We start from the raw sequence: 18,101 nt of genomic DNA on the forward strand, positions 1-18,101 counted from the left end.
TACGGTTTTATGGTGTTTTTATATAGATTTTGCATAATTAGTGATTTAAAATTATAAAAATAACCCTACACAACACATTACCGTACAACAATTTTATATGCAATTTTACTATGTAACCAACTAACTATCAATTGTTTTACATTTAAGTACAATTATACTATTGCATCAATGTTGCATTAAAGCAAAATAATAATATATTTGCACTTTAATTAACAAAACTAAGTTGCAATAACAAAAAACTGTAACGGTATTAATGAAAATATATCAGTTTAAAAATAGTATTACATATGTGTTGCTTGCTTTTTTTATTGTCATAAAAATTGCAGGACTACATTCTATATCTCATATTAATGAACATACTATAGATGGTGACCATCATGAATGTACTATTTGTGATTATATAAATACCCATAACACTATACCCGTTGTACCTACACAGGAAGCATATACTAAAACCTGTATTAAAACTTACAATCCTGTAAAAAAAATACAGATAAGCTATAACAACCAGTATTTTAAAACAGAAAGTAACACACTACTATTCTCTAGGCCTCCTCCTCTTTTTAGCCTCACATAAACCTTTATTGTTTGGTATTTAGGTGTAATAAAAATTAAATTACATGCATAATTGATTCTACATTATTTGCCTTAATACCAAACAACTACAAAAAAGTGTATACCGTTATTGTCTACAAGGCTTGTACACTACACATTATTAAAATTATATAACAGCTAATTATGCTTTATAAAATGCTGAGTATATGCTTATTTATTAGCGTATGCTCTATTGCAACTGCACAAAATTCTTTTAAAATTAAAGGAATTGTGCTAGATGCCAACACTTTACAACCTGTAGAAGGTGCTAATATTATTGGAGATCACCTATTTGCAATTTCTTCTTCTAAAGGTGAATTTACCATAGAAGATAATAAAAAACAAGCTAGTTCTTTTACCGTATCTCACGTGGGTTACACCACAAAAGAGTTTACTGTTATCCCTAAAAATACACAGGAACGCATTAAAATTTACTTAAAAGAAACTTCTACTGTCTTAAACGAGGTTAAAGTTGTTGGTACTTACCATAATAAAGACAAAGAAACACCTATGGTTACGCAAACGGTTACCAAAAAGTTTCTTAACAACAACAGAGAAAACAGCTTAATGCAAACATTGAGTAAAATACCTGGCATAAGCACTATAAACATTGGCTCCGGACAAAGCAAACCTGTTATAAGAGGACTTGGTTTTAATAGAGTTGCGGTTGTACAAAACGGAATAAAACACGAAGCACAACAATGGGGCAATGATCACGGATTAGAGATAGACCAACAAGGAATTGAAAATATACAAATTATAAAAGGTCCGGCTTCATTGCTTTTTGGATCAGATGCTATTGCTGGTGTGGTTCATATTCAACCAAATAAAGTCCCATTACAAAATTCTTTTAATGGCGAAGTAAATATTCTTGGAGAAAGTAATAACGACTTATTGGGCATTTCAGCAGGTATATCAGCTAGAAAAGAAAAATGGTTTTACCGTACTAGAGTAACGTACAGAGATTATGGCGACTATAAAGTACCTACAACTAAAATTAACTATGAAAATTACGTTTTTGAGCTTCACAATAATAATTTAAGAAACACTGCCGGCAGAGAAGCTAACGCTAGTGTTAGTATTGGCTACGTAGACAATACCATAAAAACGGAAACACTATTTAGTAATGTAAATGCTAAAAACGGATTTTTTGCAAATGCACATGGCTTAGAAGTTAGAACGTCTAAAATAGATTATGATACCTCTAACAGAGACATAGATCTTCCGTACCATAATGTAAATCATTTTAAAATTAGCAATAATACTACGATAAACACCAGTAATCATGTATTGTATTTTGATCTTGGTTTTCAAAATAATAAAAGAGAAGAACACTCAGAGCCTATTCCGCATGGGTATATGCCCAAGCCGCCAAATACTAAAGAACGTGTTTTTACTAAAAACACCTACTCTTTAAATGCCAGAGATGCATTTAATATTAACAACAAGCATAATGTTGTTGTGGGTGTAAATTTAGAGCACCAAAAAAATACTATTGGTGGTTGGGGATTTTTAATTCCGGAATATAGCCGTTTTACTGCTGGTGCTTTTGGCTACAATCAATATAAAATAAATAAAAACTGGCACATTTTAGCTGGTGCTAGGTATGATTATGGCGTGCTTAAGACTAGCGCTTATAACGATTGGTTTAGATCTACTGTAAAAAATGAAGATAATACCACTTCTCAGGTATACTTGCAAAGAGCAAAAAACAAAACACTAGATTTTAAAAATATAAGCGCTTCATTTGGTGTTAGTCACATTAAAAACAACACCACGTACAAAGTAAACTTAGGCAAAAGTTTTAGAATGCCACTTGCTAACGAGTTGGCTTCAGACGGAGTAAACTACCATATGTATAGGTTTGAGAAAGGTAATCTTGACCTAAAACCAGAGGTTGCTTATCAACTAGACCTAGATATAAATCACACTAAAAAACAGTTTAGTTTAGGCATTAGTCCTTTTCTTAATTTATTTGAGAACTACATCTATTTAAATCCTACCTCTAATTATTTTGAAACCTTACAAATTTACGAATACACACAAAGTAAAGTTTTTAGAATTGGTGGCGAACTTAGTGCTAGCACTACTGTTATTAAAAACCTAGAGTTGACAGCATCTGCAGAATATGTGTACTCCAGACAAACAAGCGGATTAAAAAAAGACTTTACACTTCCGTTTTCGCCTCCTTTATCTGGACTCTTTTCTGCGAGCTATAAAATTAAAGATTTTTCAGTTTTTAAAACACCTGCAATTAACGCGGACTATAGAATTACTGCTGCACAAGAAGATATTGTACCACCAGAGCAATCAACAGACGGTTACAATGTGCTACATATGTCATTTACATCAAAATTAGACATTTTTAAAAATAGTGCACCTATAGATGTACGGCTAAAATTAAACAACGTATTCAATACCACATATTACAATCACACTAGTTTTTATAGGCTGATAGACGTTCCTGAAGCTGGTAGAAACATTTCGGTGTCATTAACAATTCCATTTAAATAAATATAAACAACAATTAAAATTAAAAACAATGAGAACAAACATTAAAATGTCCAACTTTAAACTTTTAGCAATAGTTGCTTTTCTAGGACTCTTTTTACAATCATGTAGTAGTGATGATGACAGTAACTCTTTAAACGCGCCAATTATTACAGATTTTGAATATGGTGAAGGTGGTGATCATTCTACAGAACAATACGTTTATAAAGGATCTGACATTCATTTAGAAGCAAAAATTAATGCTGAAGCTACAGTAAAAAGTATTTCTATTAGCATTCATGCACACGACTTAGAAATAGGTGAAGATGAAGTTGACTGGGATTTTGAAAAAGTATTTACAGATGAAAAATACCTAGCAATAAACCCTACTTTTCATGAACATATAGATGTACCTGCAAACATACCTGCTGGTGAGTACCATATAGAGTTGGTAGTTACAGATGAAGAAGGTAATAGTACAGAAATTGAAGGCCATATAGATGTTAAAGATCCTATTACTTTAGGTGAAATGTCTATTGATGAAAGCGTTGCTAGAGGAACAGATTTTCACGCAGAATTTATGATTAATGCTGTTAATGGCATACATAATATAACTGTAGATATTCATGCTCACGGACTTACTTTAAAAGACGGTGAAGTAGAATGGGATTTTGAAAAAGAATATTTAGAAAAGTACCATGAGAAAACTGAAGCAGAATTTCATGAACATATAGATGTACCTGCAACTGCACCTGCTGGTGAATACCATATGGTTTTTACTGTTGAAGATGAAGACGGTAACACCAAAAAATACGATACACATATTGATGTAACTGAGTAATAAAAAATACCGCATAGAGTAAAACACGCTATGCGGTTTTAAAATTCTTAAAAATGAAAATTACACTTAAATACGTCTTCTTTTTATCGTTGCTTGCTATTATTACTTCTTGTTCTAGTGATGACAGCAATGATAAGGATGAAGAAAAACCAACAATTAGTATTAATTATACTCAAGGTTTTCCACAGCCTTGTACGCTACTAAAAAAAGGAGAAACCTATAACTTTAGAGCGCAGGTTACAGATAATAAAGCTTTAGCTTCTTATAGCTTAGATATGCATCATAATTTTGATCATCACACCCATGATGATCAAGAAGGAGAGTGTAATTTATACCCTGTAAAACAAGCCGTAAACCCGTTTATTTATATGGAGAATTTTACCGTTCCAGAAGGTTCTACCAGTTATGAAATAAACGTAAGTTTAACAATTCCGGATGATATTGATACGGGTGATTATCATTGTGCTTATTCCGTTACAGATAAAACAGGATGGCAATCTAGAACATCTATAGACATAAAAATAGTAGATTAGTTTTGCTATAAATTGCTACTCAACTGCTTGTTAATTAAGTTAAAAATAGACGGTTTCTTTTTTTTGCATTCCAGTTGCATTATTTTTGTGGTATGGGAGTGATTAGAAAAACAAAATCGGTTAAAATTTTACTTGATGAATTTGATAAGAGTTCAGCGGCAATTTCTGTAACTGCTTTAATAGAACGTTTTAGCTCTAAAATGAATAAAACCACTATTTATCGTGTTTTAGACAAGCTTGAAGACGATGGCTACTTGCATTCTTTTTTAGGTAAAAACGGTCACAAATGGTACGCAAAATGCAACGGATGCTCATCTAGCAATCATTCAGATGCCCACCCTCATTTTCAATGTTCTAACTGTGGTAAGGTAGATTGCCTGCCTGCAGATGTTGTAATACCTAAAATTCCTAACAGAATTGTAGATGTTTCACAAGTACTACTACAAGGTAAGTGTGAGCAGTGTTACTCATAAACAACTAATGTACTTAAAGTATATAAAAGAGGTAATTGTGATTATCTCTTTTTTTTGTTTTTATAAGTAGGTAGTAAATAAAACAATATTACTTATCCAAATGGTGTAACTCGTGTTAGTTTTACTTCTGTTTTCTTAAAAGTTGATTATGATACTGCACAAAATGTGATTGAGTACAGAACGTTTTTGAATAATTTTTTTTGTGTTAATTATGTTTAATGAAATAAAAGAACTATTATGAAAAAAGTTTTATTTAAAACCCTTTAGGGCTTAATCTTTATAGCATTTAGCGTTGGCATTATGTGGTTACTTATATTTGCTTTTATATTTTATTCTTATCTATTTAATGAGAGTTATAATTACCTTTATTATTTAAACAAAGGTAATTTTTTGGTATATTTACCCTCGTTAAGACAACGCAAGTAATATTTACCCTTGTTTAAAATGGCGAAATTTTAAAAAAATATACCTTATAACAGTCTACCGCTATTACCACCTAAAACAACTTTAGAAACTACTAAAGTTTACCAATCTATATATTCTATATTTAGTTTGTATGCACTACATTAGTATACTACAATCATTAAAAGCAGAAATAATATGGGATTATTTTCATTCTTTAATAGTAAAAAGAAAGAAGAAAAAAAAGGTTTTGAATTTGTTACAGATTTTAAAAAACACTTGATAGACAACTTACTTCTTGTTAATCTACCAGTGGATTGGATACCTTATGATAGCGATAGGTTTAGAGCAAAAACAGATGATGGAATGTTACAAATGTCTCTTGTAAACTATCAGAATAATGGAAAAAACACTATCGAAATAAATAGTCAATTTTTTAAGGAATTAAAATTGGACTTGTATGATAATTTTGTAACCGAAGGTGAATATGAAGCTTATGATGACTTAAAAGTAACAGATTCATTCATAACCAAAAGTTTTAAGGTTGATGAAGAAACTCAATATTACTATACAACTGCCAAACACGTACACGGAAGGTTAATTATTACAGATATAATTGTTAGAGAAATTGGTGCCTACAACAAAAAAATGCAACCATTACTCCAAGTAATAGATAGTTCTATTGCTATAAAATAACTCTAGATTTACTTGATAACCAGAAAAAAGTTTTTTGTTTTAAATAGTTTTTATATTTACTAACTAAGCCAATCATAAATATTACCCACCAACTAATGAATCAAAATTTAGAAAATACCTATAACTTATCTAGCAGAAAAAGACGAATAGTAGCATTCATTATTGATCACTATATATTTTCATTTCTAATTACAAGTATTACTTTTTTATCTCTTGGATCAGACTTTATAAACGAAACTAATTTTAGTAATATTTTGTCTAAGATGTTACCAGTAATGGGTATTGGTTTATTTCTATATTTTTCAAAAGACGCTATAAAAGGCATTAGTCCAGGTAAATGGATTATGGGAATTATGGTTCGTGATGAAAATAACTCGTCTAATGTTCCTTCTTTTGGCAGATTATTTATTAGAAACTTATATTTAATTATTTGGCCTGTAGAATTTATAGTTCTTGCGACCAATCAACATAAAAAAAGATTAGGAGATAAAACGGCAAAAGCTATTGTAGTTAAAAACCCTAACAAACCAGCAAAACTACCTAGAATACTAGCATTAGTAGTAGCAGGATTTACATTTTTTATAGTTGTATTTTTCTTTGTTGGCTCTGTAATGAAAAATTCTGACGCTTATAAGATTGCTATTATTGAAATTGAAAAAAATGAAAAAATACAATCTGAAACTGGAGGTATTAAAGACTATGGTATAATGCCTACAGGAAGCATTAATATGACTAACGGCAATGGCGAAGCTCTACTATCAATAAAAGTAATTGGTAATGATAAAGATGTTAATGTAGATGTTTACCTAATAAAAGAGGGCAATGGTGAATGGGAACTGATAGAGCTTAGTAAACATTAAGAAAACTAATCTATCCCTATTACTGCATTTTGCAAATGCCTAAATCTTAAATCAATAAGAGGGATTCACTGCGTGCATCCCAGGTAAGTATCCTTGGCAAGCATAAAACCCTAACAAACTACGTTTGTAGATTTTTGTTTTTTAAAACTACTTCTGAAAATAAATTTTCAGCGTAGTTTTAAAAAACAAAAACCCGTAACTTTCGTTACGGGTTTCTTTTGCGGAGAAAGAGGAACTATCCATTTTTTATAATTATACTGATAATCAGTAGTTTAACTTTTTTAAAATTAAAAATACGCACCTAAATACGCACCTAATTTACAACTACTTGAAATACAGATTTTTACGGTTATATTTTAGTGCGATTTTATTTTTGAAGATAAAAATCAAAATTCAAATTTTCAACATTGATTAACCCTAAAAATAATTTTAATTTTTTTTAAATTTTAACATTTTAAAAATAAAAACTCCGAGGGTTCGAATGTTTTATTTAGGTTCAGGAGTAACGTGTTTGAGCTAATATACTATGATTGATATCTGATAGCAGCACAACAATACGTTAAAAAGCACCCAAATACTAAAAAAAAAATGATAATTTTGCTATAATGAAAAGTATTTTCCATAAAATAATGTCTTTAGTAATGACTTTTGTAGTGTTATTCTCTACAATGTCATTTACTGTGAATATGCATTATTGTGGAGATACTTTAGTAGAAACTGCTATTTTCCATAAAGCCAAAGGTTGCGGTATGGAAATGGAAAAACCTTCAACTGATGGTTGTTCAATCACCAAGAAAAATTGTTGTGATGAGGAACAATTAGTTGTCGATGGTCAAGATGAATTACAATTCCAAGTTGACAAAATCTCATTTGAGCAACAGGTATTCATCGCTTCATTTGTTTACACTTACATTAGCCTTTTTGAAGGTTTAGAAAATAACGTTTCTACTTACGAAGAATACAAACCGCCACTCGTCGTCAGGCAACTCTACAAGATTGACGAAACATACTTAATTTGATTTTTAAACAATAGACTTTTTTATCCTATGACTGCAATGTCGTAAGGATAATTTGCTGTATTCGGTGTTTTCCAAACACTAATGTCCAACTGTTTAATAATCAAAGCCAATGCTCAATAAAAGCATCAAATTTTTAATAGAAAACAAACTCGTAGCAGTTCTGCTACTCGTCCTTTTTGTAGGATGGGGAACGGTTAATGCACCTTTCAATTGGGATACTGGTTTCTTACCAAGTAATCCAGTTGCTGTAGATGCCATACCAGATATAGGTGAAAACCAACAAATAGTATTTACTAAATGGGATGGTCGCTCACCACAAGATATAGAAGACCAAATTACCTATCCACTCACAACATCTTTACTCGGTATTCCAGGTGTAAAAACCATTCGTAGTTCCTCTATGTTTGGGTTTTCAAGCATCTATATCATTTTTGAAGAGGATATAGAATTTTACTGGAGCAGAAGTCGTATTCTCGAAAAACTTAATTCCTTACCAAGTGGTTTATTACCTGAAGGTGTGAATCCTGCTTTGGGCCCAGATGCCACAGGATTAGGACAAATATTTTGGTACACACTTGAAGGTCGTGACGAAAACGGAAATGTAACTGGTGGTTGGGATTTGCAAGAGTTACGCAGTATTCAGGATTACTATGTAAAGTATGCGCTGTCCTCTGCAAGTGGTGTTTCAGAGGTTGCTTCTATTGGTGGCTATGTTCAAGAATATCAAGTGGATGTGAATCCAGAATTGATGCGTCAATATAATATTGGATTACATCACGTTGTAAAAGCGGTTAAGGAAAGCAACAAAGATATTGGTGCACAGACTTTGGAAATTAACCAAGCCGAATATTTAGTTCGTGGTTTGGGTTATGTGAAATCCATTTCAGACATCGAAAATGCAGTAGTCACTTCAGAAGATTATACTTCAATTAGGATAAAGGATATTGGTAAAGTTTCATTAGGTCCTGCAACAAGACGTGGTTTATTAGATAAAGAAGGTGCAGAGGTTGTTGGTGCTGTTGTGGTGGCTCGTTATGGCGCAAATCCAATGGAAGTCATTAATAACGTAAAGGAAAAAATTAACGAGTTAAGCGCAGGATTACCTTCGAAAGTATTAGCGGATGGTAGAACCTCACAAGTAACCATAGTGCCTTTTTATGACAGAACAGAACTGATACAAGAAACATTAGGCACACTTAACGAAGCCCTAACTCTTGAAATATTGATTACCATTTTAGTAATAATTATTATGGTGTTTAATCTTCGAGCTTCCGTACTAATTTCTGGACTATTACCTGTTGCAGTTTTAATGGTATTTATTGCAATGAAACTCTTTGGTGTAGATGCCAACATTGTCGCTTTATCAGGTATTGCTATTGCTATCGGAACAATGGTCGATGTTGGTGTCATACTATCAGAAAATATTATTCGGCATTTGGATGAAGATGATGGAACTAAATCCATTAACACGGTAGTTTATAACGCAACAGCTGAAGTGTCTGGTGCAATTGTAACCGCAGTTATGACAACTATTATTAGTTTCATTCCTGTATTTACAATGATTGGAGCGGAAGGAAAACTGTTTAGACCATTAGCCTTCACCAAGACTTTTGCACTAACAGCATCCATTATTGTAGCGTTATTTTTGATTCCACCGTTTGCTGCATTCTTATTCAAAAAGAAAAGTATTAAAAACACTTTTAAATATGTTTTAAATGGTGTTTTAATAGCATTGGGAATTGTAGCCATAGTCTCTGGGTATTGGTTAGGGTTGATATTAATAGCTTTTGGAATTACAGCAGGTCTCAATCTTCAAAATAAGATAACAGACAAGCAAGCGAACCTTATTAATATTATTATTTCAGCATCAGCAATAGTATTTTTATTAGCCGAATATTGGAGACCATTAGGCATTGATAAAAGCATTTTCTGGAATCTTATTTTTGTTAGTGTTATTTGCTTTGGTTTATTAGGTATTTTCTCATTATTCATCAAATACTACACACGCATTTTAAAGTGGTGTTTAGATAATAAGTTGCTCTTTTTGTCTGTCCCAACAGCAATTGTCATTGCAGGTTTTTTCATTATGAAAAATACAGGCAAAGAGTTTATGCCTTCATTGAATGAAGGCTCATTTTTACTAATGCCAACCTCGATGCCTCATTCTGGCGTGGAAGAAAATAAACGGGTTTTACAACAATTGGATATGGCTGTTGCCAGTATTCCAGAGATTGCAACAGTAGTTGGTAAGGCAGGTCGTACAGAATCAGCTTTAGACCCAGCTCCCTTATCAATGTATGAAAATATCATTCAGTACAAACCAGAATATATGCTGAATGAAAGCGGACAACGTCAACGCTACAAAGTTAATGATGATGGTTTATTTGAGTTAAAAGATGGCCGTTTTATTTCAACTCCAAATACTACTGAAAATGTCACCTTGAGCGCAGTCGAAAGGTCTCAACTCATTCCTGACGATGATGGTGAATTCTACCGAAACTGGCGACCAGAGATACAGTCACCTGATGATATTTGGAATGAAATCGTAAGAGTTACCAAATTGCCAGGCGTAACCTCTGCACCAAAACTACAACCTATTGAAACCCGATTAGTGATGCTTCAAACAGGAATGCGAGCACCAATGGGTATAAAAATAAAAGGTCAAGATCTAAAACAAATTGAAGCGTTTGGTGTGCAATTAGAAAACATTATCAAGGAAGCTGAAGGTGTTAAAAAAGAAGCTGTTTTTGCAGACCGTATTGTTGGTAAACCCTATTTGTTAATTGATATTGATAGAGAAAAGATTGCACGTTATGGTATATCAATAGATGATGTACAAAATGTACTGAAAGTAGCAGTTGGTGGTATGGTATTAACCCAAACGGTAGAAGGTCGAGAACGCTATGGTGTTCGAGTACGATACCCAAGAGAATTAAGAGCTAATCCAACAGACTTACAACAGATTTATGTACCAGTAGAAAAAGGCAGTCCTGTACCATTAAGCGAATTGGCAACAATAAAATATGAACAAGGTCCGCAAGTCATTAAAAGTGAAGATACCTTTTTGGTGGGTTATGTCTTGTTTGATAAATTGGATGGCTTTGCAGAAGTAAGCGTTGTTGAAAATGCACAAGCATTGATTCAAGAAAAGATAGATTCTAGTGAGTTAATTGTACCAAAAGGAATCAACTATGCATTCACAGGAACTTACGAAAATCAATTAAGAGCAGAAAAAACCTTGTCGGTTGTTGTACCGTTAGCATTGGCCATCATTTTCTTAATTCTGTATTTCCAATTCCGTTCTGTCGGGACATCACTAATGGTTTTCACAGGTATTGCAGTAGCGTTTGCAGGTGGTTTTGTAATGATATGGCTCTATGGTCAAGGTTGGTTTTTAAACTTCAATTTCTTTGGGGAAAATATGCGAGACTTATTTCAGATGCATCCGATTAATTTAAGTGTCGCGGTTTGGGTTGGTTTTATTGCTCTCTTCGGTATTGCAACAGATGATGGTGTAGTAATGGCAACTTATTTAACCCAAACATTCGATAGAAACACACCAGATAATAAAAAGGAAATTAGAGCATCAGTAGTTGAAGCAGGTGAAAAACGAATCAGACCCTGTTTAATGACTACAGCTACAACCATTTTAGCACTATTACCAATCCTCACATCAACAGGACGAGGAAGTGACATTATGATACCTATGGCCATACCGAGTTTTGGTGGAATGCTTATAGCCTTAATCACTTTGTTTGTTGTACCAGTATTGTATAGCTGGAAAGCAGAAGTTCAACTTAAAAGAACATCAAAATGAAAAATATAATTTTAATAATCAGCATTTTGTTTGTTTCCGCTTTCGCGAAAGCACAAGAGCTTCAATCCTACATTCAAGAAGCAGAATCAAACAATCCAGAAATTCAAAAGTTTGAGTTACAATACAAAAGAGCTTCCGAAAAGGTAAACGAGGTCAACACCATTCCTAATACCGTATTTGGTGTTGGTTATTTTGTGAGTGAGCCAGAAACACGAACAGGTGCACAACGCTTTAAAGTATCTGCTAAACAAATGTTACCGTGGTTCGGAACCATTACATCGAGAGAAAACTATGTAAGTTCATTGGCAGATGCTAAATACGAGGACATTGTTATCGCAAAGCGAAAACTAATGGCTTCGGTATCACAATCCTATTATAATCTATACGCCAACAAAGCAAAGCAAGAGGTGTTAACTGAAAACATTAAACTACTTGAAACTTACGAAACATTGGCATTAACTTCTGTTGAGGTTGGTAAAGCATCCGCAGTAGATGTATTAAGATTGCAAATGCGTCAAAACGAAATGCAACAATTAAAAGATGTATTGCAACAACAATTTTTAGCAGAACAAACTAACTTCAATAATCTATTGAATCGAGAAAATGATGTTGAGGTCAATGTGGTAGATAGTCTAATGATACCTTCAGAAGATTTTGAAATTACTACTGAAAATTTAGCATTACATCCCGAATTGTTGAAGTATGATAAACTCTATCAATCCATAGAGCAATCAGAATTATTGAATCAAAAAGAAAGCAGTCTTATGATTGGTTTTGGATTAGACTATATCAATGTCGCTGAAAGACCAAATATGGATTTCAGTGATAACGGAAAGGATATTGTAATGCCAATGGTTTCGGTTTCTATCCCAATTTTCAATAAGAAATATAAATCCCAAACCAAACAAAATGAGTTGCAACAGCAGGAAATTACTGCTCAAAAACAGGAACGTTTAAATGCATTGGAAACGCTTTTAGACAAAGCGAATAACGAACGCATTTCTGCAAGAATTAGTTATGCTACCCAAACCAAAAACCTACAGCAAGCCAAAGATGCAGAAGATATTTTAATCAAAAGCTATGAAACAGGAACGATTGATTTTAATGATGTTTTGGATATTCAAGAGTTGCAGTTAAAATTTCAAATGAACCAAATAGAATCAATTAGAACTTATTATGTTCAATCAACGATTATTAATTATTTAACACAGCAATAATGAAACACACATATAAGATTGCGGGAATGACTTGCAATAACTGTAAGGCTTCCGTCGAGAAATATTTAAGTGAAATAGCCCACGTATCAGAGGTGTCTGTTAATCTTGAAAAAGGTGAGGCAGAAGTGAAAATGAATAAGCATATTTCAACTGATATACTACAAAAAGCATTACCAGAAAAGTATACTTTATCTGAAAAGAATGAGAAGAATGTATTTGCATCTTCAAGTATGTCGGCAATGCCAATGGAAGAAGAAAAAAGCAAGTTACAACAACTCAAACCACTATTGCTAATCATCTTTTATATAGCAACAGCAAGTATATTATTACATTATAAAGGTTGGAGTTGGAGTGCGTTTATGCTCGACTTTATGGGTTTATTCTACATCGTTTTTAGTTTTTTCAAGATGTTAGATTTAAAAGGTTTTCCTGAATCCTTCCGTATGTACGACCCTTTAGCTAAACGTGTTCCTTTTTATGGGAAAGTTTATCCATTTATTGAAACAGCATTAGGACTGATGTTTTTAATGCGATTTGAAATCAATGTAGCTTTAATAATTACACTAATAGTATTAGGGATAACAACCATTGGAGTAACAAAAACATTATTGGACAAAAAATCAATACGATGTGCGTGTTTGGGTACAGCTTTAAAATTACCGATGACTGAAGCCACATTTATTGAAAACGCTATAATGATAATTATGGCCATAATTATGCTAATTTCTTAAAATGAAAAAATCTATTTTCAAAATATCAAAAATGGATTGTCCTTCTGAAGAAAATCTAATTAAGATGAAGCTATCTGATATAGATGGTATCAAACAACTTGATTTCAATTTAGGAGAAAGAATCTTAACACTATATCATAATTCAAATGTAAATGAAATTGGTAATGCCTTAAAAGAATTAAAATTAAATGAAAGTTTAATCAGTTCAGAAGAAACAGACACAATCATTACTGAATCTACGAGGAGTCAATCTGAACTATTGTGGACAGTTCTTATTATCAATTTTGCATTTTTTATTATTGAAATGAGTACAGGACTTATTTCAAAATCAATGGGATTAGTTGCTGATAGTTTAGATATGTTGGCAGATTCATTTGTTTATGGATTGAGTTTAATAGCGGTTGGTGGAACGGTTTTAAAAAAGAAACGTATTGCAAAATATGCAGGTTACTTTCAGGTAACCCTTGCAATTATTGGAATTGTTGAAGTGATACGTCGGTTTTTAGGTTATGAAGCTTTACCTGTATTTTCAACAATGATTATCGTTTCAATATTTGCTTTAATTGCAAATGGCATTTGCTTGTACCTCTTACAAAAATCAAAAAGTAATGAAGCACATATGCGTGCAAGTATGATTTTCACATCAAACGATATTATAATAAATCTCGGAGTAATTGTAGCAGGCGTGTTGGTCAATTGGCTGCATTCTGGTATTCCAGATTTAATTATAGGAATCATTGTATTTGGATTGGTGATACAAGGTGCATTCAGGATATTAAAATTAAGTAAGTAAAAGTTTAACTATAAAATCAAAAATTATGGAAAATTCAAAAGAACACTCAAACAAAGGAAATTACAAAACCTTCTTTATAATGTTGGCTTGCTCATTTGTAGCAATGTACATCACAATGTATTTAAACACCTATTCCATAGACCACGTATGGTTTAGTTTAACACGATTCTACATGACGTGTTTAGGGATTTCAACAATGGCAGTAATAATGTGGTTTTTTATGCGAAAAATGTATAATAATAAAAAGAAGAATATCGCCATACTTGCAGGTAGTTTCATTCTGTTTGTGGGTGCATTAGGGTTGGTAAGAACTCAAGCACCAATTATTGGTGATGTCCTTTGGATGAAAGCAATGATACCACATCATTCTATCGCTATTTTAACAAGTGAAAGAGCAGATATTCAAGACCCAGAAGTTAAGAAATTAGCAGAAGACATTATAAAGGCACAGCGTAAAGAAATAAAAGAAATGAAAGCAATGATAAAACGATTAGAGAATGAAAAATAATAAAATAGTCATATATATTGGCATACTCGTAATAGGTGTTTTATTGGGTTGGTTACTTTTTGGTGGCTCATCAAATAAAGAAAAAGACCATAATTACAATGCGGTTGAAGAAACCAATCAATTATGGACTTGTTCTATGCATCCACAAATTATGCAACCAGAACCAGGCGATTGTCCTATTTGTGGTATGGATTTAATTCCTGCTGAAAATAGTGCAGATGGCCTGTTAGCAGACCAATTCAAGCTCACAGAAAACGCAATGGCTTTAGCCAATATCCAAACAACCGTCGTGGGTAAAGGCAATGCAGAAGGCAATACCATTAAACTATCTGGTAAAATTGCTGAAAATGAAGAAGCCAATGCAGTACAAGTAAGTTATTTCGCTGGAAGAATTGAACGCTTGAATGTGAGTTTTACAGGGGAAGAAGTTCGTAAAGGTCAATTATTGGCAACCATTTATTCGCCAGAACTCTATGCAGCACAACAAGAATTAATTACAGCAGCATCTTTAAAAGAATCACAACCTGCTTTATACAAAGCAGTCCGTAATAAATTGAAATTATGGAAGCTCTCTGAAAATCAAATCAATCAGATTGAAGAAACTGGAAAAGTGAAAGAAAACTTTCCTGTTTATGCAACCGTTTCGGGTACTGTTACAGAAAAATTGGTAGAGCAAGGCGATTACATCAAACAAGGACAACCCTTATTAAAAATTGCCAATCTCAACACAGTTTGGGGAAACTTTGATGTGTATGAAAATCAGATTGACCGCTTTAAAAAAGGACAGGAAGTGATGATAACAACCAATGCTTATCCTAATAAAGAGTTTAAAGGTAAAGTAGATTTCATTGACCCAGTTTTAAACACGAAAACAAGAACTGTAACCTTGCGTGTTGTTTTAAGCAATAAGGACGATGTATTTAAACCAGGAATGTTTGTAACCGCAAATATTGAAGGCAGTACAGCTAAAAATGACGGAGTATTAACAATTCCTGCATCTTCTGTGTTATGGACAGGTGAACGCTCTGTGGTGTACCTTAAAACAAATCCAGACCAACCTATTTTTGAAATGCGTGAAATTAAATTAGGCAATCAAATTGGTAATGAATATGAAGTTGTAGAAGGTTTATTTGTTGGAAATGAAATAGTGACTAACGGTACATTTACGGTTGATGCAGCAGCTCAATTACAAGGAAAAAAGTCTATGATGAATAAAGATGGTGGTAAAGTAATGACTGGACACGAAGGTCATTTAGGTATGGATAACAATGCATCTAACAAAGAAAATGACCACACTAATATGAATGAGCGTTTGGAAGTATCAGCGAAATTTCAAGAGCAGTTAAAAGCTGTTTTCAATGCGTATATCAATTTAAAAGATGCTTTAGTAAAAGAAGATTCAAAAAGTACTTCAACAAGCGCAACAACATTATTAAATAAATTGAACAAAGTAGATATGAAATTGTTGTCAGATAATAAGGCGCATAACCATTGGATGTCATTAGAAGGCGACATAAAATCTTCTGCAACTTCAATTTCTGAAACGTCAGATATAAAATCACAAAGAGACCATTTTAAACATTTATCATCACATCTAATCAATGCTGTTCAATTGTTTGGTGTCAATGAAAAGGTCTATGTGGAGTTTTGCCCAATGGCAGATAACAACAATGGTGCATATTGGTTGAGTAAAGAAGAAAAAGTAATCAATCCATACTTTGGCAGCGCCATGCTAACCTGTGGTGAAGTAAAACAAGTAATAGAATAATAAATCAAGTAATAACAATTAAATTTTAAACAATGAAGAAAGTAATTTTAAGTGTAGCTGTAATAGCAGCATTAGGTTTAACAAGTTGTAAAAACGAAACCAAAAAAGAAACAGAAACCACAACTACTGAAATGTCAAAAGATATGGCAATGACAGACCTGTCTTTTGGTGTAAGAGGAAATTGCGGAATGTGTAAAAACACTATCGAAAAAGCAGCTAACGGTGTTGAAGGTGTTGAAAGTGCTAATTGGGATGTCGATAAAAAGAAGATTGATGTGTCTTTTGATGATACAAAAACCGATGCAATGGCAATCCATAAAGCAATCGCAGCTTCAGGTTATGATACTGAAAAAATTGCAGGTGATGAAGAAGCATATGATAGTTTGCCAGGGTGTTGTAAATACGACCACGAAATGGCAATGAATCAATCTGGTGAAACAAAAAGTGATGACCATTCAAACAACTAACATTAAGCCAATAATGAAAGAGTCTTTTTCGGAAGGCTCTTTTTAATTTATTGCTGATTCATAAAGTTTATAACTTTAAATTATGTTTTGATTTTTTGTTACAAATAATCATTTCAATCCCACTTAGCACATTCCCTTTCATTCCGTTGCTCTCCACTTCAGGGAAAGAGCTTCTTTCATAAAAGTCTTGGACACAATTTCAAAGTATAATCATTATTTCTACACCAGCTGTTAAGCTGAATACGCTCATTATATCTGAACAACACCTGATCAACTTTGAAATAGAGTCCGCTAATTCATTTCAATTACACCTTTCACTTCACAAAGTTTAAAATTCTGTCCGAAACGAACTGCATAACCGTTCGCGCACTCACTTTTATAAGTTCTTATTCGCACAAAATTTTAGTGTCGGTTACCGAAAAGGTAACAGCGATGGCGCTATGGGAAGTAAGTGGATATCAAAATTCTGCTCATCTCTATCCAGAATAGTCAAAAGACAGCAATTTATATCAAATTCATTCTTTGTAAGCCAAATGAAAAGGAAAACGCTCAGGATATAATAAGTATGTGAATTAATGCCATTGTGGCAACTAATTGACACCAATCAACAACATATATTATTGGCTTAGATATTGACGTATTATGTTCATAATCATAATACAAAAATGTCAATGTTTTGCAATATTAATAAGATAACTATAAAAAAGGAGTAGTAGTTTCTTAAAAAATGAAAGTACTATTAATCAACCATAAAAGCTTTTTAGCTTTAGATAAAAAGTACTGCAAACCCGAAATTAAATGGAGGGATTGTATAGCAAGAGGGTAACACGCTGGTGCGATGTTACGATATTCAGTTTTTTTCGAAACACCAGTAAAATCAGTGCTTTACGCG

15 protein-coding genes are annotated in these 18,101 nt (G+C 32.8%); all 15 read left to right on the forward strand.

Features of this window, described 5'->3' with window-relative positions:
• Nucleotides 1-253: 253 nt before the first annotated feature.
• The 15 genes from KLA_RS13325 to KLA_RS13395 all read left to right on the forward strand — a co-directional run bounded on the left by KLA_RS13325 (nt 254) and on the right by KLA_RS13395 (nt 17,209).
• On the forward strand, nt 254-577 hold the full coding sequence (locus KLA_RS13325; RefSeq protein WP_034646367.1) for a hypothetical protein: 324 nt from the start codon (nt 254-256) through the stop codon (nt 575-577).
• 173 nt (nt 578-750) lie between these two features.
• A complete protein-coding gene (locus KLA_RS13330; protein WP_084470732.1) occupies nt 751-3,108 on the forward strand; it encodes a TonB-dependent receptor in 2,358 nt (785 codons plus the stop codon).
• A gap of 28 nt (nt 3,109-3,136) precedes the next feature.
• Nucleotides 3,137-3,925 (forward strand): DUF4625 domain-containing protein, encoded by a 789-nt coding sequence (locus KLA_RS13335; protein ID WP_084470729.1) that lies wholly within the window; start codon nt 3,137-3,139, stop codon nt 3,923-3,925.
• Nucleotides 3,926-3,978: 53 nt separating this feature from the next.
• The gene (locus KLA_RS13340) at nt 3,979-4,458 is read left to right on the forward strand and encodes a DUF4625 domain-containing protein (RefSeq protein ID WP_013622604.1); all 480 of its coding nucleotides are present in this window, start codon (nt 3,979-3,981) and stop codon (nt 4,456-4,458) included.
• Nucleotides 4,459-4,550: 92 nt separating this feature from the next.
• On the forward strand, nt 4,551-4,931 hold the full coding sequence (locus KLA_RS13345; RefSeq protein ID WP_013622605.1) for a Fur family transcriptional regulator: 381 nt from the start codon (nt 4,551-4,553) through the stop codon (nt 4,929-4,931).
• Between the two features lie 600 nt (nt 4,932-5,531).
• Nucleotides 5,532-6,029 (forward strand): hypothetical protein, encoded by a 498-nt coding sequence (locus KLA_RS13350; protein WP_034646369.1) that lies wholly within the window; start codon nt 5,532-5,534, stop codon nt 6,027-6,029.
• A 95-nt stretch (nt 6,030-6,124) separates the two neighbouring features.
• Nucleotides 6,125-6,889, forward strand: a complete 765-nt coding sequence (locus tag KLA_RS13355; RefSeq protein ID WP_034646370.1) for an RDD family protein — start codon at nt 6,125-6,127, stop codon at nt 6,887-6,889.
• A 605-nt stretch (nt 6,890-7,494) separates the two neighbouring features.
• Nucleotides 7,495-7,908 (forward strand): HYC_CC_PP family protein, encoded by a 414-nt coding sequence (locus tag KLA_RS13360; RefSeq protein WP_235183576.1) that lies wholly within the window; start codon nt 7,495-7,497, stop codon nt 7,906-7,908.
• A gap of 109 nt (nt 7,909-8,017) precedes the next feature.
• The gene (locus KLA_RS13365; protein ID WP_034646371.1) at nt 8,018-11,725 is read left to right on the forward strand and encodes an efflux RND transporter permease subunit; all 3,708 of its coding nucleotides are present in this window, start codon (nt 8,018-8,020) and stop codon (nt 11,723-11,725) included.
• Nucleotides 11,722-12,942, forward strand: a complete 1,221-nt coding sequence (locus KLA_RS13370) for a TolC family protein (protein ID WP_034646372.1) — start codon at nt 11,722-11,724, stop codon at nt 12,940-12,942. The genes KLA_RS13365 and KLA_RS13370 overlap by 4 nt, the downstream gene beginning before the upstream one ends.
• Nucleotides 12,942-13,673: a heavy-metal-associated domain-containing protein gene (locus KLA_RS13375; protein WP_034646373.1), complete on the forward strand. Its 732-nt coding sequence runs from the start codon at nt 12,942-12,944 to the stop codon at nt 13,671-13,673. Before KLA_RS13370 ends, KLA_RS13375 begins: the two co-directional genes overlap by 1 nt.
• Nucleotide 13,674: 1 nt before the next feature.
• Complete coding sequence (locus KLA_RS13380) at nt 13,675-14,466, forward strand: cation transporter (protein ID WP_034646374.1); 792 nt, start codon at nt 13,675-13,677, stop codon at nt 14,464-14,466.
• Nucleotides 14,467-14,491: 25 nt separating this feature from the next.
• A complete protein-coding gene (locus KLA_RS13385; RefSeq protein WP_034646375.1) occupies nt 14,492-14,974 on the forward strand; it encodes a DUF305 domain-containing protein in 483 nt (160 codons plus the stop codon).
• On the forward strand, nt 14,964-16,742 hold the full coding sequence (locus KLA_RS13390; protein ID WP_034646376.1) for an efflux RND transporter periplasmic adaptor subunit: 1,779 nt from the start codon (nt 14,964-14,966) through the stop codon (nt 16,740-16,742). Before KLA_RS13385 ends, KLA_RS13390 begins: the two co-directional genes overlap by 11 nt.
• 32 nt (nt 16,743-16,774) lie before the next feature.
• Nucleotides 16,775-17,209 (forward strand): heavy-metal-associated domain-containing protein, encoded by a 435-nt coding sequence (locus tag KLA_RS13395; RefSeq protein ID WP_034646377.1) that lies wholly within the window; start codon nt 16,775-16,777, stop codon nt 17,207-17,209.
• Nucleotides 17,210-18,101: the final 892 nt, after the last annotated feature.

Source organism: Cellulophaga geojensis KL-A, from assembly GCF_000568425.1.
In the GTDB taxonomy this organism is placed as follows: domain Bacteria; phylum Bacteroidota; class Bacteroidia; order Flavobacteriales; family Flavobacteriaceae; genus Cellulophaga; species Cellulophaga lytica.

Coding starts and splice junctions, on each gene's coding strand:
- KLA_RS13325 (WP_034646367.1), top strand. CDS start 254: ATGAAAATATATCAGTTTAAAAATAGTATTACATATGTGTTGCTTGCT.
- KLA_RS13330 (WP_084470732.1), top strand. CDS start 751: ATGCTGAGTATATGCTTATTTATTAGCGTATGCTCTATTGCAACTGCA.
- KLA_RS13335 (WP_084470729.1), top strand. CDS start 3,137: ATGAGAACAAACATTAAAATGTCCAACTTTAAACTTTTAGCAATAGTT.
- KLA_RS13340 (WP_013622604.1), top strand. CDS start 3,979: ATGAAAATTACACTTAAATACGTCTTCTTTTTATCGTTGCTTGCTATT.
- KLA_RS13345 (WP_013622605.1), top strand. CDS start 4,551: ATGGGAGTGATTAGAAAAACAAAATCGGTTAAAATTTTACTTGATGAA.
- KLA_RS13350 (WP_034646369.1), top strand. CDS start 5,532: ATGGGATTATTTTCATTCTTTAATAGTAAAAAGAAAGAAGAAAAAAAA.
- KLA_RS13355 (WP_034646370.1), top strand. CDS start 6,125: ATGAATCAAAATTTAGAAAATACCTATAACTTATCTAGCAGAAAAAGA.
- KLA_RS13360 (WP_235183576.1), top strand. CDS start 7,495: ATGAAAAGTATTTTCCATAAAATAATGTCTTTAGTAATGACTTTTGTA.
- KLA_RS13365 (WP_034646371.1), top strand. CDS start 8,018: ATGCTCAATAAAAGCATCAAATTTTTAATAGAAAACAAACTCGTAGCA.
- KLA_RS13370 (WP_034646372.1), top strand. CDS start 11,722: ATGAAAAATATAATTTTAATAATCAGCATTTTGTTTGTTTCCGCTTTC.
- KLA_RS13375 (WP_034646373.1), top strand. CDS start 12,942: ATGAAACACACATATAAGATTGCGGGAATGACTTGCAATAACTGTAAG.
- KLA_RS13380 (WP_034646374.1), top strand. CDS start 13,675: ATGAAAAAATCTATTTTCAAAATATCAAAAATGGATTGTCCTTCTGAA.
- KLA_RS13385 (WP_034646375.1), top strand. CDS start 14,492: ATGGAAAATTCAAAAGAACACTCAAACAAAGGAAATTACAAAACCTTC.
- KLA_RS13390 (WP_034646376.1), top strand. CDS start 14,964: ATGAAAAATAATAAAATAGTCATATATATTGGCATACTCGTAATAGGT.
- KLA_RS13395 (WP_034646377.1), top strand. CDS start 16,775: ATGAAGAAAGTAATTTTAAGTGTAGCTGTAATAGCAGCATTAGGTTTA.